Annotated in this window: 13 protein-coding genes and 1 tRNA gene; 3 read left to right on the forward strand and 11 right to left on the reverse strand. The window is 40.1% G+C overall.

The window, feature by feature from the left end; genetic code table 11:
- Nucleotides 1-48 precede the first annotated feature (48 nt).
- Nucleotides 49-657, forward strand: a complete 609-nt coding sequence (locus tag ABIB30_RS08475) for a hypothetical protein (RefSeq protein ID WP_354301034.1) — start codon at nucleotides 49-51, stop codon at nucleotides 655-657.
- Here the strand turns inward: ABIB30_RS08475 and ABIB30_RS08480 are convergent, their stop codons facing one another.
- The 5 genes from ABIB30_RS08480 to ABIB30_RS08500 all read right to left on the reverse strand — a co-directional run bounded on the left by ABIB30_RS08480 (nucleotide 658) and on the right by ABIB30_RS08500 (nucleotide 7,300).
- Nucleotides 658-1,287, reverse strand: a complete 630-nt coding sequence (locus ABIB30_RS08480) for an HAD family hydrolase (protein ID WP_354301036.1) — start codon at nucleotides 1,285-1,287, stop codon at nucleotides 658-660. It abuts the gene before it with no gap.
- Between the two features lie 187 nt (nucleotides 1,288-1,474).
- A complete protein-coding gene (locus ABIB30_RS08485; RefSeq protein ID WP_354301038.1) occupies nucleotides 1,475-4,807 on the reverse strand; it encodes a TonB-dependent receptor in 3,333 nt (1,110 codons plus the stop codon).
- A gap of 381 nt (nucleotides 4,808-5,188) precedes the next feature.
- Complete coding sequence (locus tag ABIB30_RS08490; protein WP_354301039.1) at nucleotides 5,189-5,842, reverse strand: DUF4142 domain-containing protein; 654 nt, start codon at nucleotides 5,840-5,842, stop codon at nucleotides 5,189-5,191.
- A 76-nt stretch (nucleotides 5,843-5,918) separates the two neighbouring features.
- Nucleotides 5,919-6,647, reverse strand: coding sequence for a DUF1345 domain-containing protein (locus ABIB30_RS08495; RefSeq protein ID WP_354301041.1), 729 nt, complete (start codon nucleotides 6,645-6,647; stop codon nucleotides 5,919-5,921).
- Nucleotides 6,648-6,772: 125 nt separating this feature from the next.
- Nucleotides 6,773-7,300, reverse strand: a complete 528-nt coding sequence (locus ABIB30_RS08500) for an RNA polymerase sigma factor (protein WP_354301043.1) — start codon at nucleotides 7,298-7,300, stop codon at nucleotides 6,773-6,775.
- Between the two features lie 884 nt (nucleotides 7,301-8,184).
- Between ABIB30_RS08500 and ABIB30_RS08505 the strand changes: the two genes are divergently transcribed.
- A complete protein-coding gene (locus ABIB30_RS08505; protein ID WP_354301045.1) occupies nucleotides 8,185-8,430 on the forward strand; it encodes a hypothetical protein in 246 nt (81 codons plus the stop codon).
- Nucleotides 8,431-8,984: 554 nt separating this feature from the next.
- Here ABIB30_RS08505 and ABIB30_RS08510 read toward each other — a convergent pair.
- Nucleotides 8,985-9,055, reverse strand: a tRNA-Cys gene (locus ABIB30_RS08510).
- Between the two features lie 181 nt (nucleotides 9,056-9,236).
- On the opposite strand from ABIB30_RS08510, the gene ABIB30_RS08515 reads away from it, so the two are divergent.
- Complete coding sequence (locus tag ABIB30_RS08515) at nucleotides 9,237-12,620, forward strand: DEAD/DEAH box helicase (RefSeq protein WP_354301047.1); 3,384 nt, start codon at nucleotides 9,237-9,239, stop codon at nucleotides 12,618-12,620.
- Between the two features lie 309 nt (nucleotides 12,621-12,929).
- On the opposite strand, the gene ABIB30_RS08520 is transcribed toward ABIB30_RS08515, so the two are convergent.
- The 5 genes from ABIB30_RS08520 to ABIB30_RS08540 all read right to left on the reverse strand — a co-directional run bounded on the left by ABIB30_RS08520 (nucleotide 12,930) and on the right by ABIB30_RS08540 (nucleotide 21,660).
- Nucleotides 12,930-13,610 carry a hypothetical protein gene (locus ABIB30_RS08520; RefSeq protein ID WP_354301049.1) on the reverse strand — a complete coding sequence of 227 codons (681 nt, stop codon included), beginning with the start codon at nucleotides 13,608-13,610 and terminating at the stop codon, nucleotides 12,930-12,932.
- A 66-nt stretch (nucleotides 13,611-13,676) separates the two neighbouring features.
- Nucleotides 13,677-14,489 carry a DUF4249 domain-containing protein gene (locus ABIB30_RS08525; RefSeq protein ID WP_354301051.1) on the reverse strand — a complete coding sequence of 271 codons (813 nt, stop codon included), beginning with the start codon at nucleotides 14,487-14,489 and terminating at the stop codon, nucleotides 13,677-13,679.
- Between the two features lie 2 nt (nucleotides 14,490-14,491).
- The gene (locus tag ABIB30_RS08530; protein ID WP_354301053.1) at nucleotides 14,492-16,816 is read right to left on the reverse strand and encodes a TonB-dependent receptor; all 2,325 of its coding nucleotides are present in this window, start codon (nucleotides 16,814-16,816) and stop codon (nucleotides 14,492-14,494) included.
- A gap of 97 nt (nucleotides 16,817-16,913) precedes the next feature.
- A complete protein-coding gene (locus ABIB30_RS08535) occupies nucleotides 16,914-17,696 on the reverse strand; it encodes an FHA domain-containing protein (protein WP_354301055.1) in 783 nt (260 codons plus the stop codon).
- 10 nt (nucleotides 17,697-17,706) lie between these two features.
- Nucleotides 17,707-21,660, reverse strand: coding sequence for an FtsW/RodA/SpoVE family cell cycle protein (locus ABIB30_RS08540; protein WP_354301057.1), 3,954 nt, complete (start codon nucleotides 21,658-21,660; stop codon nucleotides 17,707-17,709).

The following is a 21,660-nucleotide window of genomic DNA, read 5'->3' on the forward strand; positions in this document are numbered from 1 at the left end:
AAAATCTTAAACATTTTCATCGCTTAACCGTTAAAGGATAAAAACACGATGAAAAATCAAATTCCAAAGCAACAAGAAGGTAGTCAACTAGATACCACTGCAAAAACTGAATTTCTTACTCCAGAAGAAGCTAAAGCATTCTATCAGATTGCAAAAAACAGGTTATTAAATGTGTCGTGTTGGGCAGAAATCTGTAAAGTCCCTTTATCGACTTTTACTTTAACAGATCAAAATGGCCATGAAGTAATCAGGGAAGCCGAGGAAGGTGATTATCTGAAGATTGATATTCCCGGACCAGCAACGCATACCGGAGATGGCTTTGACTGGGTACGCATCGAAAAAATCGAAGAAGAAATTACAACTCCATGCTCAGTGATCACTTTACAGGCAAGACCAGCAGCTAACCCCACACAAAAAGATGCAGATATTGCGCATTTTTTCAGCCAGCAGGCGACGTCAACTTTCCTGGTTAAACAATCAGGCACAACCGTATCTGCAGAAGAACATGGCAGAAATGAGGTGCCTAATACAGACACCTCAAACCTGACCGATAATATAAGAAATACCCTTATTGGCTGGACTGCGAAAATTGGTCTATCCTATCCACAATGGAAAAGCCTGGTCAAAGGTATTGTAGAAACTGTTGCTGCTAAATAATTATTGAGGCTTGGAAATCTCTTTTTTTATTCTTTCCAGAATTTCTTTCGTTTCTTCAAAGCTCGTATGGTGATAAGCATGCATCCCCAGGCTTTTTGCTGTCTCCACCTGAAATATTCTGTCATCAAAATAGTAACACTGCTCAGGTCTGGCCTGTGCAATCCCTAAAGCCAGTAAAAAGATATTTGGATCTGGTTTACGCATCTTCACATCACAGGAAGAAACAAAGGCATCAAAACACTCATGCAATTTAAACTTCTTCACCCTGTAAGTATTCAACTCCTTACCTTCATTATTAATAGAAATGACACGGAAACCGCAATCTCTTTTCCATTCTTTCATCCATTGTAATAAACCAGGAAGTTCTTTGGATCTTGAATACACAAACTCTTTAAAATCTTCGCGGGTAAAATCCCTTGGATGATTAAAAATAACAGTATCCAAATATTCATCGAGCGTAATGTTTCCGATTTCAAAAACATTGAAAATATAATTGTGCAGTGTATTTAGCTCATCATAATTGAGTCCGAATCTTTCCGCAGCTAATTTGCGGGAATCATGTCCCCAGCCATTGGTTAGCAATACGCCACCGATATCAAAAAAAAGTATCTTAGGTTCTGAAGTTTCCATAAAGTAAGTTTAACAAGTTCTTTTACTCAGGTAAACTTAGCTAATTGCCTACAAAAACCCTGTATTTTTATTTTACACCTCAGGGTATTTTCGGGCTAAGTGCTACAGTACAGCAATCAGGGCGTTACGCATAAAAAAACAGGCTATCTTTTGACGATAGCCTGTTTTTTATCAAAAACAAAAATGCTTAATTGAAGATATACCTTACTCCGATTTGTGCCTGCCAGCGTGAAACCTGGTCCGTATTCACTTTCGTAGAATTCGTTACCGGAATTAAGTTATCCTTGTCCAGGTAAGGGAACGAATAATTGGCCTTGCCTGTAACCGGATCAGTACCCTGATATTTAAGAACCGCTACAGAACCCGTATTAAATCCATTGAATGAGTTTTCATATAAGCCCCAGTTACGGTTTAAGAAATTACCCAGGTTGATGATATTAAACTCAACTCTGATTGTATTTTTCTGACTTCTCGATTTACCAGATTTAACAAAGAAATCCTGAGTAATATTTAAATCAGCACGTTGAAAATATGGTAAAATCACACCATTTCTTTTGGTGTATTCCCCTCTGTGCTGGCTTAGATATTTGTCCTGACTGATGAATGAATTTAATTGATTCCAGATTTGATCAGGGGTCCTGGTATCACCGGCAAAATCAGCAACTAAATTAATATCACCCTTATTTTTAGGAACAAACATCAAATCATTTGCTGCGCCATCATTATTTGGATCACCACTGGTGATATAAGAAACCGCACCGTTATTAGCGGCCTCAAAGAATAAACCAATTGAAGTTGCATAATTCTTATGATATTCCTTTCTGTAAGCCAGCGAAGCAATAAAGCGGCTTGGCATTACATAAGTACTGTTCGATAGGCTCTGGTCATTAGGATTACCAGTTGTTGGTCTGCCGGCCCAGATAATGCTTGCTGTAGATCCTCCATCATTCACGTCTTTAGACCCCGTATGTGTATAGGCGATATTCGCATAAAAACCATTCAGGAAGCTCTTCTGCAATTGTGCAGTTACAAAATAAGAATAACCTTTATTCGTATTGGTCAGATAATATAGTCCTGAAATATTTGGATTAGCAGCACTAACAGGTGCACCATTGTTAGAAGTTCTGTTGTTAGAAGTATAACGGATCTGACCTTCAACACCAGGTAAAGTAGTATAACTATCAGGAAGAACCAGATTCTGATGGTAAATAGCATTAATATCTTTCGTAAAAGATCCTTCTAAAGTACCGATAATTCCAAATGGCAATTGCTGATCTACCGCAAGGTTAGTTCTCCAGATTTTCGGATATTTCAAATTAGGATCTGTCACATCCAGCTCATAGGAAGTATTCGCTGCAACTGCACTCGAAGGACGATTGCCATTTACGTCCGGATTATAAATCAAACGTGGATCATTAGGTGTTTTAGTGCCATTAACAGTACCAGAACTGAATAATGTTCCTGTGTTTGAAGCTTGATTAGAAATCCATACAAATGGAGTTAAACCAGCAAACAATCCTGTACCTCCTCGAACCTGAGTCGTATGATCACCATTTACATCCCAGTTAAAACCTACACGTGGAGACAATTGAATTCTGCTTTTAGGCAATTTAGAAACATCAACCTGTATACCCTGCTGAAAAGTTAATGCAGCAGCATTTGGATTCGGGTCAAGCTTGGTCGGGTAATAATTATAATCAGCTCTTAAACCATAAGTCAGTACAAAATTATCCCTTACACGGAACTTGTCCTGTGCATATAAACTAAAGTTATAGGATTTAATACGGACCAACGGCAAATCACCACCATTTGCAGCATTCCTGTAATTATAAGACGCAGCAGGAAGGTTATTGATAAAATCGGAAGCAGAGTTGTAGGTATATAAACCATTATAATTAGGCGCAAAACCATTTACAAAACTCTGCGACTGGTTACTCGTACCCAATGTAATTTCATGCTTACCCGCAAAAATGGTTAAGTCATCTGAAAGCTGACCAATATTTGAACTCAACAAATTACCAGCAGTATATAACTCATAGCCAAAACTTGTTAAAACCCCACTTGGAGCAGTAATAATTTTCCCTGTAGCATCAGTTACTCCATTATCAATATCAACCATTGGTACATTTTTGGAAGATAAAGGATCACGGAAATCACGTAAAGCAGAATAGCCAACAGTTAATTTATTAGAGACGGTGTTACTGATCTTACTATTCAGTTCCAGCATTCCTATATTAAAATTATTATTGATCGTATAGCCCGCTCCAAAAAATGGCAGCGAACCAGGACCAGCACCACGTGTTGACCCAGCGCCGACTTTATCATTTATAATTCCTCCTGCACTATTCGGAGGTTGATTTTTGGATGACTTCAGATAAAAATACTTTGCACTTAAGGTATTATTCTTATCAATATTCCAATCCAGCTTCACTGTAATTTTATCACTCTGTGTTTTATAACTATAATTTTCATAAGCTCCCGGATCATACCCATATCTTGATTTAAGGGTATTTGCGATATCATCTAAAACTGATGCACTCACCTTTGAAACTGTTCCACCACTTAAACCTGGCCTTGAAGCAATAAATGTAGTACCCGGATTACTGATTCTTTCCTGCTCACCTGATACAAAAAAGAATAGTTTATTTTTAATAATCGGCCCACCAATACTTAATCCCCTGGTATTGTAATCAAAAGGAACCTTAGTCACTTCAGAAGTACCTGCTTTATAACCAGTTAATCCAGTTCCGCGACCATAATAGTACACAGACCCTTTAATATCATTTGTACCCGATTTGATAACCGTATTTACACCAGCACCAGTAAAAAAACCCTGACGCACATCATATGGAGCAAGATCAACTTGTATCTGATCAATTGCATCCAAAGAAATCGGCTGAGAATTTGCCTGTCCACCCAGCGTACCAGATAGACCAAAAGAATTGTTAAACAAAGCACCGTCAACAGTAATATTATTAAAAGTGCTGCTTCTTCCTCCAAAACTCATTGCACTTGTTGTACTCGCAGAAGGAGTCAACTTAGTAAAATCTGCTAAAGACCTGTTAATAGTTGGTAAAGCATCAATCTGTGCACGGGTAATTGTTTCCCGCGCACCAGTCCGTGAAGAATTCATTACTTTACCTTGTGTGCCCACTACTTTTACTTCTTTCAGATCTGTAGAACTATCATCCATTTTAACATTGATAGCCTGATCCTGTCCAATTGAAAGCGTTAAATTATTCTGAACATATTGTTTAAAACCAATATAAGATATTTTCAATGTGTATGGCCCGCCAATCTTAACATTGATCAGATTATAGCGTCCATTACTACGGGTTTCAACCGCATAAACTGTCCCGGTCGGTACATGTGTCAATACTACAGTTGCACCTGGTACCGGCGCTTTCCCATCAGTTACTACCCCATTAATGGAAGCAGTTGTGACCCCCTGAGCAAGCGCAGAATTTCCAGCCCAGACCAAGGTCAGCAGCATTAATAATAAGCGTAAAGTTTTTTTCATATAGATGTTTTGTTTGGATTAAAACCTGCACAAGGCTGTGCTGAATTAGAGATGAATCTAAAGCAGTGCAAATTCTTTTTAGGTTAAATGTTTTAGCTTTCTGAATTAAAAGCAGCACGAAGGTAAATGTCGTGCATTAAGTCAAGGTTAACAACATGTTAAGTACTTAAAATTAAGTTTTCTTTAATTTTAACCATAAAAAAAATTTACAATGCATGACTATATCTTATCAACTATTAATTGATTAAAAATCAACTTAATCAAACATTCTGTTCCAATTAACAAACCACCCTTAAAACGATCATAATAAAACAATCAAAATCATTAAACAAAAAAAATCTCCAGAGCGTTGCTTCGGAGATTTTCAACTGAATAAAAAAATTAGTTTTTATGTTTTTTATCTACATTAGGTAAATCATCACCTTTGGGGCCTTGCTTTTTCAACTTGACCAAAGAGTCCAGTGCAAGAGCCGTTCGATTATGCTCTTGTAATACAGGCAGCAATCTTAACGCAAAAGATTTTAGTTCAGCATGATCAAATCTGCTGGCACCATTAAATAAATCTATGGTTTTTGCGTGATCACTAACCATCATGTCCATATAATTCTGATCATACTCATTCCCCATCATCTGCTTCATCCCAGCCAGGTGCCCCTGTTCTGCCGAAGGTAATGCGTCAGGTAATTTGATTCCCATGCCCGAAGCCAGGGTCTGAAGTTCATTATTAGCCTGCGTATGATCTTTAATCATTCGTTTAGCGAAGTCCTTTACCTGATCATTTTTCGTTTTTTGCAGCGTCAGATTACCAGTTTCAACTTCCATCAATCCACCTATTGCGGCCTTCTCTATAAATAAAGACTCTTCCGGCTTTAGTTTTGCCGACTTATTTTTCTGTCCACCAGCAACAGACTTACTTAAAACTGTATCAGCGGATAACGTTGATGTTCCTTGACTTTCAGTTTTAGCAGACTGGTTACATGCCTGTAGCAGAATTACTGTACAAGCACTCAGGATAATTGTCTTTTTATAATTCATTCCGTTAGTTTTTTATTTCAACCATTAAACACCAATAACAAGTGCTATATGAAATGGTTTTTCTTAAATAAAAAGACTATTTGGTCATTAACCCCGAAATAATATTAATACTTAAAGCAACGATGACCGTATTGAAAGCAAAAGAGACTAAACTATGCATTAGCGCCAGGCGGCGGATCCTTCTGGAGCTGATTTCCACATCAGAAACCTGGAACGTCATGCCGATTACGAATGAGAAATAGGCAAAATCAAGATAATCAGGCGTCTTCTCTTCAGGAAATTCCAATCCCTCCTTATACTTAGAAGAATCTTCCTCCTTTTCTACAGCATCAGATTTTTTTGCAACAGTCCCACCCCTGGCAGATTTAGCTATGCTTTTACTCTTAAATTCATAATAAAGATGCGCATATCTGAATACAAATATAGTATGCACTAATGCCCATGCACATATTACGGCCGCTATTGATAATAAAATATGTAAGGTAAGTGCAGATCCTGTAAGATGCTGGGTTGATTTTAACAAAAGAACCACTACAAAAAGACTCATTAACGCAGCCACTAATACGAACATAAAAATAAGCGTGCGGTTATTATCCTGAACCTTTGAAATCTTCTTCATTTCAAGGGGATGTACTGTAAAAATAGTTGCCCACGAAAGTCCTAACTGTGTTACAGCATAACCAATCCAAACTAAAATGAATTGTGTTGAGGCAGACATCTTTCCATAGCACAAAACAAAAACGACCAATGCTACAATTAATGATAAGTACAATTTATGGTGAGCGTCCACCCGGGCTATATTCATGAAGATAACAGATAATTTGAATTAACTACACAATTGTAGTCAAATTAAAAATAAAAGCAGCAAGGATATTGCTGCTTTTATTTGATCATACCTGAAGAGACTTTTAAAATCTGAGCAACTAATTCTTAATTAGTTTTGCGCATAAAACTATCGCTATGCATCTTTAAACTTTTTTTAAGTAACTGTCTCGCAATATGAATTCTTGTTTTAACAGTACCGATTGGAATTTCCAGCTGTTCGGCAATCTCATGATATTTAAAACCTTCAAAATACTTAAGGAATGGGATATAATATTCCGGCTGTAATTTAGAAAGTGCTTTATAAATGTCTTCCATGACAAACTTTCCATCACTATCATTTACCGAAGCACTAAAATGTAATTTATCTGAAGTGATTTCATCTGTCACTGTCATGATAGAATTAGTTTTGGTTGCTCTGCGGTAATTATTAATGAAGGTATTTTTCATTATGGTATATAACCAGGCTTTAAAATTTGTTCCCTCCTTAAAATGGTTGGAATAATTAATAGCTTTTAACATGGTATCTTGTACCAAATCATTCGCATCTTCCATATCCCTGGTGAAAGAAATAGCAAATGATTGTAAAGAATCCTTGTAACTGTAAAGTCGAAAATTAAAGTCGTTGCTACTCATATTGTTTATGTTTTTCAGATTATATATAAACATAAATACAAAGTGCATACCAATTATTGGCACATTTGGCTGACAGTTGACTGACATAGGCAAAATATGAAGTTATATTCTAATTAATACACCTATATATGTAATATTATTTACACCAAAAGACACATGTCCCAAATACCATACACACTTGTATAAATTATTCGGATAATAATTAGACAAATGGATTAAAAACACCTCAATACCTACATTAAACTAAAATTCATTAATTCAAACGACTAAATACGATCTATTCAGAAACCGCAATAATTAAATCTACGCATAGAAAAAGAGAATAACAGAAGAAAAAGAGGACCAAGTCATAGACTTGTGGAGCAGGCTCTTTTTTAAGCATAAATTTTGGACACGCTAAACAGAAAGTATTTGCGATCACGGATGTGCTTATGCCTCTGGAAGTTGTGCTAAAAGCTTTCAATTTGCATGGAAATGACTCAGGGGAAACAAGGCCGGGCTGTTAGTAAATAAATTCAAAACAGCTAAATAATAAATCTATACCGGCCGGGTACTGCCTGAGTACTGCCTGAGTAGTCGTTAGGGTAAGAGCAGTGCTAAAGTAACGCGAGAGCATGGCAAGTCTAAGTCAAAACAACTAGTTGAAATGACCTAGACCTGCCATGCTTACAGCCCGTTTACAACCTGGTGTCACCCCGAGCTCTATTCAGGCACAACTCAATCATAACCGGATGAAGATTAATGAAATTATAATTTTCCATTGGACTAACGCACGGACAAAGCGGACAATTGCAGACAGCTGCGGACAATTACGGACATTTTTTACGCATCAGGATAATCTTTAACGCTAATAGCCTACATTGGTGGAAAGGCATTTATTTATTATGGGAAGTTTAACGGGTAAATTTTTAAAGGGAATCCTGGGCGATTTCATTTTTAAAGCAGCAGTTTGGAGTACAGGTTGTTTCAAAAGTTCTGTAAGGGGCATAATGAAACAATCAATGGAAACCGAAAGGCATCAGAGAACTTTCGTAAAAGTAGCGAGACTGGAAAAATCAGGATCTTTCCTCGCCCTGAGAATTCCGCTGAAGGGTTGGCCGATCTCTTATCAAAGTAATCAGGGCGTTTAATAAGGATAAATTGAACTATAAAATCAGGAAGTAATTAGCTTAGTAAAGAAGCGTAACCAGCTGCTTTGAACTCAAAAAATATCAAACCCAAAACTTGAAATTTAATCCCTGATCCACAAGTTTATGAATTGATCTTAATTAAATCTTCGCATAGAAAAGGAGAATATCAGAAGAAAAAGAAGAGAGATAAGTGGGAAATGCTATAAATAACTAAAGGGGAACCTAGATTCCCCTTTAGTATATCAAACACACCAATTTGAGGGCTTAGTTTAAAACAGTACAAAGTCAAACCTTTATTAAACTGAGCTTAAGTATAAAGCTAAGGAAGAGTTTTTGATCTTAAAATATTTTTACGTCAACAAGTCATTGACCTACGCCAACAACAACATGAGGTAGTTTCCAATCCGTTCTAGATTTGCTTTAGTGACAAAATCCCTAATATGGCCTGTCTATAAACTAAGATACTCCAGGTCATCCAACCTGGAGTATCAACAAAACAAAACTTAGATCTAACCAAAATCAAGTACCGTGCACAATCCTTAAGATTGCAATTGACGTCATGGGCGGATTCGAACCGCCGTTAAGGGTTTTGCAGACCCACACCTCACCACTCGGCCACATGACTATTTTGTCAGAGAAAAACAACACAAATCTTCTTTTTTGTCTTTTGTAAATCCTTACAATTCGCTCTTACTGACAGCAAATATAATAATGTCTACTTAAATAGTAGAATTTATTTTAAATATTTTTATTCTTTCTCATATTTTAAGCATTCAGCGGAAAGCCTTATCTTTATCAACTACACTATGGCCGACTTCCCAAACCAATTTGAAACTGCTAAAAACCCGTCTGACACTTATATAATTACTGATTTTAAACCAGCCCTTTTCAATACTGTCTTTATATTAAAACACAGTTCTGCCCAGGCCGATACAACAGCACCGGGTTATTTTGATCTCGTCCCACAGCATATTTCTATTGGCTATGCTTCTTTTCTAAATCATAGCCATGCCATTAAGTTCCCGCAAGTCGACGTGCGGCTTCATCAAAACAACCTGATTTTATCCTGCCGTTGTGCCACCACAAAAAACCGGCTATGCGAACATCAGATGCAGGTACTCTTTAACCTGATAGAACGCCCGGAACTCAGGATCTTTTTTGACCAGCAGCTCAGACATGAAAAAATAAGAGCATTCGCAATCGCCTATGGCCTGGAGAATGAAAGTCCTGATGATTTATTTACCCTTGAATATGGAAATAAGAAATTCGGGATCATTCCGGTGATCAAAGACCTCCTTCCTATTACAAAAGAGAATAATAACCTTATCAAGGAGCTCCTGTTACCGAAACCAGGGATTTCATTCCTAAAACATAACCCAGAAGAAGACACCAATAAAATTCTTGTTTTAAAACAACACCGTTACTACTCCCATTTCCAGGCCGACCTATTGGAATGCACACTAACAGCGACCGGAAAAATACGTAACCCCCTGAAGCAACTGAATGCAATGGATTACATATGGGCCACTGAAAACCCTGAGGAACTAAAATTCTATACTGCTATTTCCAAATTCCAGCAGAATTATGAAACCGCTCAGGCAGAAGCCGATATCAATGGACTAAAAGCCCTGGTCAAAAATCCTCTTTACCTGGATGTATTTTATCATGACCCGAAGATCTCTCCTAACCTGACAATCAGCTCCATTATTCCAGTCAAACTCGAAAGCCTGCAACTTGACATTCGTCTGGCAGTTAACCTCACCAATGGCTTCTATACCATTTCAGGTGAACTGATTTTAGAAAACAAAGCCTACGATTTAAAACTACTCCACATAAAATTCAGCTACTTTATCTTTTACAACGGCACCCTATACCTCATTGAAAACCCAGATTTCCTGAGAGTTGTGGACTTCTTCAGGCAGAATAATAATCACCTGGTGATCCATGAATCGAAATATGCAGAATTCAAAGAAGACATCCTCTCTAAGCTGGAGAATAAAATTCATATCAATTACTCTTACCTGAAACCTGCTACCCACGAACAATTAAAAGAAACCCACTTTGACCAGTCTACAGAAAAGATCATTTATCTCTCAGACTCCGAAAACTACGTTTTAATCACCCCCGTGATGAAATATGGAAACGTTGAAGTTCCGGTTCTGTCCAGAAAGCAAATTCATGCCGCAGACCATGCCGGCAATATATTTACCGTAACCCGGGATGAACATGAAGAGCTTCAATTCATCACTTCCATGACCCGGCAACACCCCCACTTTGAAGAACAACTCGACAAAGACTGCTTTTACCTGCATAAAAAACGCTTCCTTGACGAAGGATGGTTCCTGGCCGCGTTTGAAGAATGGCACCAACAAAACATCACCATATTAGGCTTTAACCAATTGAAAGGCAATCACGTTAACCCTAACAAAGCGAAAATAACCATAGCCGTAAACAGTGGCCTCAACTGGTTTGACACCACATTCGAAGTTGCATTCGGCAACCAGAAAGTGCCGCTCAAACACCTGCACAGATCAATCAGGAACAAAAGCAAATTTGTCAAACTCGGTGACGGCACCATGGGCCTGCTCCCTCAGGAATGGATTGACCGGCTGACCAAATACTTCAATGCCGGAGAGGTCGTAGACGAATCTATCCGTACCCCAAAAGTAAACTTCACCGAAATCACAGACCTCTACGAAGACGAAGTACTATCAGCAGAAGTAAAACTCGAACTATCAGCCTACAAAGCTAAGATCGCTGACTTTAAAAACATCAGAAAAGTAGAAATCCCAGCTGCCCTGAACGCAACACTCCGTGACTACCAGAAAGAAGGCCTGAACTGGCTGAACTTCCTCGATGAATTTAACTTCGGTGGTTGCCTGGCAGATGACATGGGACTTGGAAAAACCATCCAGATCATTGCATTCATACTTTCCCAGCGCAACAAAGGACTTCAAAACACCAACCTCATTGTTGTACCCACCACCCTGATCTTTAACTGGCAGGCAGAAATAGCAAAATTTGCCCCCGACCTTAAAATCCACACCATATACGGCGCAGATAGAATAAAGGACCACGAAGACTTCAGCAACTTCGAGATCATTCTAACCTCTTACGGAACCCTGCTCTATGACATCAGCTGGCTTAAAAAGTACCTCTTTAACTACATCTTTCTGGATGAATCCCAGACCATCAAAAACCCTGACTCCCTGCGTTACAGCGCAGTCCGTCTGCTGCAATCCAGGAATAAAATTGCCATAACTGGTACCCCGATCGAGAACAACACCTTTGACCTCTACGGACAACTCTCCTTTGCCTGTCCCGGATTACTCGGCAGCAAACAATACTTTAGAGATCATTATTCCTCCCCAATAGATAAATTCAAAGACACCCGTGCGGCTACCAACCTAAAGAAAAAAGTAAGTCCATTTATCCTGCGCAGAACAAAAAAAGAAGTAGCCTCAGAACTCCCGGACAAAACCGAGATGGTGATCTACTGTGAAATGGGAACCACTCAAAAAAATGCCTACGACGCCTGCAAAAACGAATACAAAGACTTTCTGCTATCCGAAAAAGACGACCACGCAGAGAAGCACACCCTACACATCCTCAAAGGCTTAACCCAGCTCAGACAGATCTGTAACTCCCCTGCCCTGCTCAAAGACAACCTGCTTCACGGTGCCACCTCTTCTAAAATCACGACACTGATGGAAGAAATAGACAGTCACTCACCCCAGCATAAAATCCTGGTATTTTCGCAATTCGTCACCATGCTCGACCTGATCAAAAAAGAACTCGAGCACAAAAACATCCCTTTCGAATACCTTAGTGGAAAAACAACTAACAGAGAAAAGAAAGTAGAAAACTTCCAGCAGAACGACAACATACGAGTCTTCCTGATTAGCCTGAAAGCAGGCGGAACCGGCCTCAACCTTACCCAGGCAGACTACGTATACCTCGTAGACCCCTGGTGGAATCCAGCCGTAGAAAACCAGGCAATAGACCGCTGTTACCGGATTGGTCAAAAGAAAAATGTGGTTGCTATCAGATTAATCTGTCCAGACACCATCGAAGAAAAAATCATGAAACTTCAGGAAACAAAAAAGGAGCTCGTTAACGATATCATACAAACCGATACCTCCCTCTTAAAGTCACTATCAAAAGCTGACCTTATCGAACTATTTAGTTAATCATTGGCAATCCTGGAAGCTATTCAATGCATAAACCAATAACAATCCTGGAAGCTATCCTAAGAGTATTCGCACCAGATACTTCAATAAACAATTCTGATCGCAATCCAACAAACAACCCAGTCGCCAGTTTGGAGAAATAATAAAAACCATATATGTGTTTTCCAGACCTTATTCCCGTTTGGGGAATACCAGTCGGAAAACACATATATGGTTTTTATTATTTCCCTTTTACAAAGACCCTTTCCCTTTTAAAAAGACCCCATTTGGGAAACCCCAATCAGAAAACACATATATAATTTCAAAAACCTAAATAGCAGTAAACTTATACGTCAACCCTTTTTCCCCCTCACCAGAAAACGACAACCCATACTCCCCCCCATCCTCACTCACATAAACCTTTCCCTCTGCAAAACCAGGCAACCCCTTCTTACTCACCTGCTCAAAATAACTCTGAAAATCCTGCGTTAACCCCTCCACACCCTTCGGCGCATTCGCAAGCGTCTGCACAGGAAGCGAAGACGACCTCATCTTATCCAACCCCAACATCATAATATCAAAATACCACGAATCCGTCAACTTCATAGCCTCAATAGCTAACCCATCCACAAACCCCAGTAAATTATGTCTGAAACTAGTACCCTCATCCATAAAAAACCTTAAACCCGTAGACTTCGTCCACTCCGCACGCTCCCCCACATCACCATTACTACTCACCCCGTAAAAAGCCACCAAATACTCAAGCGACCCCGTTACAATCTTCTCCTCATAATTTATATTCTCATCCAGCACCTGTTGAGAAACACTGCTCATTAACCTATCAAAATAAGTAGAATCACCCGTAAAGCTCATACCCGAAACCTTTACCCCTGGCAAACCACCACAACCCCTGCGGGCCAGGATTCCACTCTTGTAAATTTTTATATTCAGTGCCTCTTCCGTACCCGACTTCACTGTGATTAACACCTGCTCAACTTCAGACTTATGCATTTTTCAAATAAAATAAATAAATGATAACAACAAAACAGGCAAACCGCCCGATCCGCGAAATTACAATTAAAATTTAGCTATCGCAGTTATATTCGTAGACTGACAAGCATTAAACACCCCCAAAGCACCACCAGAAATATTGCTCAGTGGATTCGCAGGATTATCAGTCTCCTGACCAATCGTCGCATTTAAAGTCCGGTAATAATCATAAGTCCCCTTATCAATACACTGCAACTCCACCCGCATTAAATCCCCATTATTAATTAGCGGATTACCAAACTTCTTATCCGTTTCATAATAAAGATCATTATCGAAAGTCCTGCCATCCATCGCATCATCATTACGTACAAAAGAACCCTTCACCAACACACTATTTACCCACTGTCTGATTCTGTAGTAATTTCCCTTACCCACCGGATCAGTAAAAACCGGCACCATAAAAATCTTGTCATTATCAAGCTCAAAATGCTTCGCATAAAGCTTATCCACCTTAACCGCCTTCAAAGGAATCGTAGAAGTCGCTACATAAGTCTTGCCACTCAACTTTACAGTCATCTGATAAGTATGTCCGGCTACCCCCTGCAACGCACTCGTTGCATAAACACCAGCACTCTTATTCGTTAAAGTTTCATTCACCCCAGTGGTTACATCCTTAATTTCGACCACCGCATCATTGCGGCCCACAAAATTATTATCACCACTAAAATCCTTCGTCTCCGAAACACTCACCTGATAAGGCCCCGAATTTGCAGTAACCTCACCCTCAATCACAATTTGAATAGCCGAACCATCCAGCTTCACATCAATCACTTTTTCGCAAGCACTGAAAATGAACGGTAATATCAATAAACAGAAAACACTAATACTGCGTCTCATCATTTTTAAAATTTAAAGTTGTAAGAAAAAGAAGGAACGAACCTGAACAAAGAAGTCTGTACAGCCTGCGTGCGAGAACGATCATCAGGATTATCACGGAAAGTAATCGCATAAGCATTTTCACGCCCATAAGCATTATACAACCCAAAAGCCAGTTCAGAAGAGAAATTTTTACGCTCCTTTAACTTGCAAGTAGCACTCAGATCTAACCTGTGATAAGCAGGCATCCGATAAGCATTACGCTGCGTATACAAGAAAACCACCTGGTTATCCGAATAATATTTACCACTCGGGAAAGAAACCGCGTTGCCCGTATAGTAAACAAAAGTTGCCGAAAGTGACCACTTTTTATTTACTTCGTACATTCCCACAACAGAAAGATCATGCGTCCTGTCTTGTCTGGCAGCATACCAATCCCCATCATTAATGCCATCAATCATTTTTTCTGAACGCGATAAAGTATAACCAATCCAGCCCGTCAAACGCCCCGTCTTTTTACGAAGCAACAACTCAATCCCATAAGCCCTGCCCTTACCAAACAACAGCTGAGGCTCAATCGGATCATTACTTCTCACATTCGCTCCATCCCGGTAATCCACCTGATTATTCATCACCTTATAATAAGTTTCTGCACTAAACTCAAAAGCATTGTCCTTCAGATTACGGAAATAACCCAGAGAAACCTGATCAGAAGTCTCCGGTTTGATAATGTTATTCGTTGCTACCCATTTATCAGTCGGACTGCTCGTTGCAGAATTTGACAACTGGTGGAGAGACTGCGTATTTCTCGCATAAGCAGCCTTGAAAGAAGACACAGCATTCAGCTGGTACGCTGCAGAAAACCTCGGCTCCACATTTAAATAAGTCTTTACAATTTTACCCTTACCATAATGAAGCGTATCTACAATTGCACCAGCTGGATTCAGCGTATAAAAATTATTGTCTCCGCCTAAAACAGAGAAAGCACTTACACGTACACCATACTCAACCTTTAAGCGATCAGAAGCCTTCCACTCGTTACTTGCATAAGCAGCATTTTCCCAACTATGAGTATAAGGCTGACTCTCCAAAGTAAAATCACCACTATACTCACCAGGTTTAATCGTATGATAAATAGAATTTATCCCAAACTTCCACGTATTATTTGTATTCGGATAGAAACTGAACTCCTCTTTTAAATTCCAATCCTTAATCTGAGAAGTGATCTTTCCATTGAATGAAGAAGAATTAGTCAAATCAATATTATAACGGTAATCACTATAGATCAATGAAGTATTAGAAAACAACTTCGGACTGAACTGGTGATTCCACCTTAAAGTAGCCGTTTTATTTCCCCAATCCAGGCCGAATAAACCACCAAGACCTAACTTATCCTGACCAAGATAACCAGATAAGAAAACCTTATCATTCTCCCCAAACTGGTAATTGGCCTTCAGGTTTAAATCATAAAAGTACAAAGCACTCTTTTTGATCACCGTATCACTGCTCGCCTTTAAAAAAGCATCTACATAAGTACGTCTGGCACTAATTAAAAAAGACCCCTTATCCTTCACAATAGGTCCCTCAACAGTCAGCCTTGAAGCAATAATCCCAATTCCCCCATTCACACTCAGCTTCTGGTTATTTCCCTCATTCATCTTTACATCCATCACCGAAGACAAACGTCCACCATACTGCGCAGGCGTATTCCCCTTATATAAGGTTACATCCTTAATCGCATCAGAATTAAAAGTAGAAAAGAAACCCAGTAAATGGGAAGGATTATAAACAATAGCCTCGTCCAGTAAAATCAAGTTCTGATCCGCAGCACCACCTCTCACAAAGAAGCCACTGTTTCCCTCACCCGCCGATTTCACCCCTGGTAAAAGCTGTACAACTTTGATCAGGTCACGTTCCCCGAAAAGAACAGGAACTCGGTCAATCTCTTTCATGCTGAGTTTTTCAACTCCCATTTTTGCAGAGCGCACATGCTCATCCTTTGGCGCTGCAGAGATCACGACCTCAGAAAGGTTGTTATCCTGAGGAACTAAAGAAATTTTAAGCTGTATATTTTTTTCCAGATTGATTGTTCTGGTATCTAAAATATATCCTACAGAGCCAATCAGTAATTTATAAGGCCCGCTTTGCGTGGTCAGGGAGAAAAAACCGTATTCATTGGAAGTTGTAGAGACGCTGGTGGCTCCCTCCACCTTGATTGTCGTTCCAATTAATTGCTCACCCGTCTGGGCGTCTTTCACATAACCACTTATGGTATGTTTCGTTTGCGCGCTGATCTCAAAAATAGTTAGAAAAATCAGCAAAGGTATAAGGTACAGTGCTTTTATAGTCATTTAATTTAAACGGTTTCTGGAAATATGCGCTAAACTAAATAAAATTGCACGCAGAATTTGTTAAATCTGCAAATAAATATTTCTTATTTGTTAAATATCAAGATGATATAGTGAACTCAAGCACCGCTACATCAGCTAAAATGACTTGATCTCCTTGTTTTAAAGTATAACCAATTTGCGTTGAATTTAACTTATGCGTAGTCTCATCTTTCGCTGCTCTTACTTTAGTTTTATTGCCCGGAGGAACTCCACCTTCATCCGCATATAACTTAAAACAAGCTTGTTGCTGATCCCATTCCAGATGCGCATGCTGCCTGCTGATATATTTATTACTCTCCTGAGCCTCTGCCGGAAAAGCGATCGTATTGATTCTGAAACTCCCATCACTTCCCTGCACACTACTTTCCCTGCCTATATTAACCCGTCCAGTTCCCGCCTCAATCACATAGACTTCCTGTTCGGCCCGGCCGGTAATCACCTTTAAACTTGCAGTTAAAGCACTTTCAGCCACAACAGGTGAACCAGAACCCTTCAACACTAACCCCACCTTAAGCTGTGCACGCAGAATCACACCTTCCGGAAACTCATCCACGTAAAGTACTGTTAACTTCCATCCTTCAGGAAGATCCAAAGCAAAATTATCAGCAATACGTTGTACTTCCTCCTGAAACTTTTCAGGAGCAGCACTATACAAAGCAGTTTCATAACTAAACAACTCTTCAGCTTTCACCCGTACAAAAAGCGTTAATGCTTTTAAATACTTTCCCTCCCCACCATCCAGCTGCTGCAATTCTTCTTTAATAAACTGCAAAATCTCATCCCTTAAACCCTTCGCATCTAAAGGCGTATTGCCTTTATTTTTCTTGAAAAAATCAAACATCTTTATATAATTAATTTATACTTTTCATATATCCCTTGCGTACCAGCAAAGGAATTACAGTTTCGGCCGCAACCCTCACAGCCTCCGAAGAGCCTCTTGCCGACTCTACCCGGATACAAACTACCGTATAACCCGGTTCAGCAGCTTTAGGCGCAAAAAACACATACCAGCCATCGTTAACCTTCTTCTTTTTAATAATCCGCTCAGGAGTACCCGTTTTACCTGCCACAGCGATCCCGAATACCCCAGCCTTACGTGCACTCTGCTCAATCATATACTGTTTTAACAAAGCTGCTGCTCCCGGATCCTTAGCTAATACCACACCATCTCTTTGCTTGATAGTCGAATCTGCCAACTTCAAGACATAACGGTTAGGCACTAAAACCCCTCCATTCGCAATAGCAGAACCTAAACGTGCCATAGCAGCAGGTGTAGAAATCAATTCTCCTTGCCCCCAGGCCATACCAGAAATACCCGTTGCCCGGTTTCTGTAAATATTATCCGGATTATAAGCGCTGCTGAATTCAGTTTTACGCCATAAATCAAGCCAGCGCTGCTCCTGTTCCTCATTCACAGATTTCCGGCCATAATAATAACCGCCAACCCCATGCAAAAACATACCCGTTTTCAAATACAACTCTCCCATTTGCTCCTGCAAATGCTGCTGATTTGCCAATTTGATAAAATAAACATTATTTGATTTCACAATAGCCTGTTCCATATCAATCTGCCCTGTTTCATCCGGCTCAGCACCACGTATACGGATTCTTTCATTTGCTTTAACCAAATAAGTTTGCTGCGCGGCAGCCAAACCTAATTTATTAAAACCAGCCATAGCGGTCAACAACTTGGCAGTAGAACCTGGCTGAGTTGCAATTGCGAAACCCGGGTCAGCTGTAGTTGTCCAGGAATCCAGCTTATTCTGATCCGGAAGACTCATCGTCAACTGCTCCCAATTCTTAACCGGAGGCAAAGGAAAAGCCGCCGAAGCCAGTACATCTCCTGTATTAGAAGACATAACTACGACAGAAACCCGGTTCTTACTCAGCTTAGGATCATTTGCTAAACCAGCCTGCAAATGCGTCTGTAAACTCGCATCCACACTCAACCTGACCTCCCTGTTGCGCTTTTTAAAAGTCTGAATCTCTGCACTGTCTAAACCAGAAACCAACAAAGAAGTCAATGCCGAATAATCCTTTTTAAGCACTGTCATCTCCTTTGGCCCTCTGGGCAAAAAACGATCCTCCTTATAACGGGAAGCAATCATGGTATAACTTGTCAAAGGCATTTTAAAACCTCTTAACTCCGCCGCATGCTCATACTCCGCAAAATAGCCATTGATTCCGCCACTAAACACTCCAGTATTTGCATCGCCAGTCCAAAAGAACATTTGTTCCTCAAAAGGATAGTAACGCGTCACCCTTTTATGTCTGGCAGAATCCAGTTTGTAATCAACCGCACCAGCCTCCCGTAATTCCTGCATTTGCTTTTTAACCAATTCAGGATCACTCGTTGCTAAAGTCAGACCCGACCGGTCATATATAGTTCCCGCTTCCAGTTTTTTCATTAATATCCCTATCCTGGGATTATAACTGAACATCCGGCTTCCACTTTTATCAGCCACCAGAGCAGGCTTAACTACCCATGCAGGTGTGTTAAAACTATAACGGGAAACATTGACCATTAACAATAAAATAGCCACACAAGCCGCTAATAAGGCCGGAACCAGGTTTTTATCCTGCTGCCCGGTCAAATATTTCATCTGCACAGCTGTTCCCCTTACCGAAGAAGCTGACAGTAAAAAACCTGCAGCCACCAGGTTAATGACCAGAGAAGACCCACCATAACTCTCAAACGGGAGCGATACTCCAGATAAAGGTAACGCACCAATCGACCCACCAGCAATCAGTAAAAACTGAATAAAAGTACAAATACCGATGCCCGCACAAATGTAAAACAAGAATGGGGTACCCGTTCGCCGGCCAATAATGATCGAACGATGCAAATAGATTAAAAATAAGATGAAGACACAGGTAATCCCAGTCCAGCCAAACTCTTCCCCAATCGCAGGAAGAATCATATCCGTATGCGCTTCAGGTATAGTTTTCGCAAAGCCCTCACCTGTACCCTGTCCGGTAATTCCACCAGTAGCAATACCCCAAAGGCCATTTGCAACCTGATCTCCCCCATAAACTTCATTATTCCACGCATCCTGCCAGATTGCTTTTCTATCAGCCAATCTCGCTACCGGCCCAGGGACAATTTTATCCAGATAAGGAATTTTATCAATCGTTAAGAAGGCTGTAATCACGATCAGCGCCATCACCGCCGACTCGCTCATAGATTTGCGTTTCAACGAATGGTATAACACTAAAACAGCAAAAGTAATTAGCGCGTCCAGCCATACATTCCCTACAAACCAGGCCACCAATACATACAGCAGCACAAATGCCGCCATCTCCATAAAGTCACCTCTTGAAAAGGAAAAAAGCAGGATAAAAGTGAAACAGATTACGATTGCCGGGCCAAGATCACCTAACAATAAAAACAAGAACAGCGTAAATAAGATTGCTGCCAATGCAAAAGAGAAAAATGACCAGCGTTTTTTCCAGCTCGAATACGTAGCAATGAACTGCTCACTCTGCGCAAAGAAACCAGCTAAAAATAAGACCACAATATATTTAACTACCTCACTCGGCTGCACACCTAACAAATTCACTTTTACACCGCTCCCCTCAGGCCCCCCACCAAATAATAAGGTACCGCCTAAAAGTGCGATTGCCAATGCAATCCAGGGCCACCCATTAGCTGCAGAACGGTCTTTGAAAATCAGTAAACGGTATAAACCAGAATCAGCCGTAAAGCGTTTGATATTCAAAAATAATAGCACACCTAAACCAACAACACCAAAATACAAGAACCCTAAAGAATCAACCGCCAGGAAACGATCTCTTACCGGATCCTGCAAACTCAGCAAAGTCAGAAAAGACAAACCAGTCAATAACATTAAAAGCGGCAAGATCAATTGATCGGACCCCGGAAATTTAAAAGACAACAGCAAATGTATCAGTACAAAAGCTAGTAAAAAACCACCCGCAACGCACCAATATCCAACTTTAAACTGCTCAGGCGTCCGTACAATTAAAGCCCCGTCATTTTTCAGCAGCATAAACTCACGCGAAGAAAGCAATCTGACCATATGTGGCATTTCACTAAAATTAAGTTGCTTTGAACCATTGAGCTCCTGTACACCCTTAACCTGTCCAAATTCAGCACCTGGTTTTAAAGGAATAACCTCATAAGCTTTTCCTTCCGGTAATTGCGTGAAAGAATACTGACCAGAAGCATCAGTACGTGCATAAGCCTTAAATGATTTCGCCTCTATACTATCCGAAGGAAGAACAGTAGACAGCCTCACCAGAACACCAGCTACCGCATCCCCTTTATGTTCTACCCTGCCCTTAATCACCCCACTACCCATGCCTAAAGCCTTAACCGCAGACATTGCAGGTGCATTATTTTTTTCCTGTGCAAAGCGCGCTTCATCTTCCCCTGTAAAACCTAGTAATGATCTCGACACAGCCACTCTTTTCTTAAAAGCAGATCCACCGCTGCGATAAGCATCATCAGCCAGCACATTAAACCTTCTTTTATTCAGATCACCGACATTGGTAAAAGACAAACCCTTCGCCTCTTGTGCAGCAATAGAACTACTCACAACTTCTATATCAAGCGGATCCTCCAGATAATATCCTCTGGTTAGTAATCCTTTAACAGCTTTAGCAGGCTCAGGTGCATTCAAATTCACCACCGTTCCATCTTTCAGGCGCTGGTCAACATCCTTTATCCGTCCCTGCAATACACCGAATAACCTGACGAACAGCACCACCATTAAAATTGCGATCAGCCCTAAAAACAAACGTTCCTGTCCTCTTCCTTTAGCTTCAGTCTCTCTCTTATCCAT

It is taken from the genome of Pedobacter sp. UYP1 (genome assembly GCF_040547305.1).
In the GTDB taxonomy this organism is placed as follows: Bacteria; Bacteroidota; Bacteroidia; order Sphingobacteriales; family Sphingobacteriaceae; genus Pedobacter.

Excerpts from the sequence above, each read along its gene's own strand:
- ABIB30_RS08475 (WP_354301034.1), top strand. The coding sequence starts at position 49 with ATGAAAAATCAAATTCCAAAGCAACAAGAAGGTAGTCAACTAGATACC.
- ABIB30_RS08480 (WP_354301036.1), bottom strand. The coding sequence starts at position 1,287 with ATGGAAACTTCAGAACCTAAGATACTTTTTTTTGATATCGGTGGCGTA.
- ABIB30_RS08485 (WP_354301038.1), bottom strand. The coding sequence starts at position 4,807 with ATGAAAAAAACTTTACGCTTATTATTAATGCTGCTGACCTTGGTCTGG.
- ABIB30_RS08490 (WP_354301039.1), bottom strand. The coding sequence starts at position 5,842 with ATGAATTATAAAAAGACAATTATCCTGAGTGCTTGTACAGTAATTCTG.
- ABIB30_RS08495 (WP_354301041.1), bottom strand. The coding sequence starts at position 6,647 with ATGAATATAGCCCGGGTGGACGCTCACCATAAATTGTACTTATCATTA.
- ABIB30_RS08500 (WP_354301043.1), bottom strand. The coding sequence starts at position 7,300 with ATGAGTAGCAACGACTTTAATTTTCGACTTTACAGTTACAAGGATTCT.
- ABIB30_RS08505 (WP_354301045.1), top strand. The coding sequence starts at position 8,185 with ATGGGAAGTTTAACGGGTAAATTTTTAAAGGGAATCCTGGGCGATTTC.
- ABIB30_RS08515 (WP_354301047.1), top strand. The coding sequence starts at position 9,237 with ATGGCCGACTTCCCAAACCAATTTGAAACTGCTAAAAACCCGTCTGAC.
- ABIB30_RS08520 (WP_354301049.1), bottom strand. The coding sequence starts at position 13,610 with ATGCATAAGTCTGAAGTTGAGCAGGTGTTAATCACAGTGAAGTCGGGT.
- ABIB30_RS08525 (WP_354301051.1), bottom strand. The coding sequence starts at position 14,489 with ATGATGAGACGCAGTATTAGTGTTTTCTGTTTATTGATATTACCGTTC.
- ABIB30_RS08530 (WP_354301053.1), bottom strand. The coding sequence starts at position 16,816 with ATGACTATAAAAGCACTGTACCTTATACCTTTGCTGATTTTTCTAACT.
- ABIB30_RS08535 (WP_354301055.1), bottom strand. The coding sequence starts at position 17,696 with ATGTTTGATTTTTTCAAGAAAAATAAAGGCAATACGCCTTTAGATGCG.
- ABIB30_RS08540 (WP_354301057.1), bottom strand. The coding sequence starts at position 21,660 with ATGGATAAGAGAGAGACTGAAGCTAAAGGAAGAGGACAGGAACGTTTG.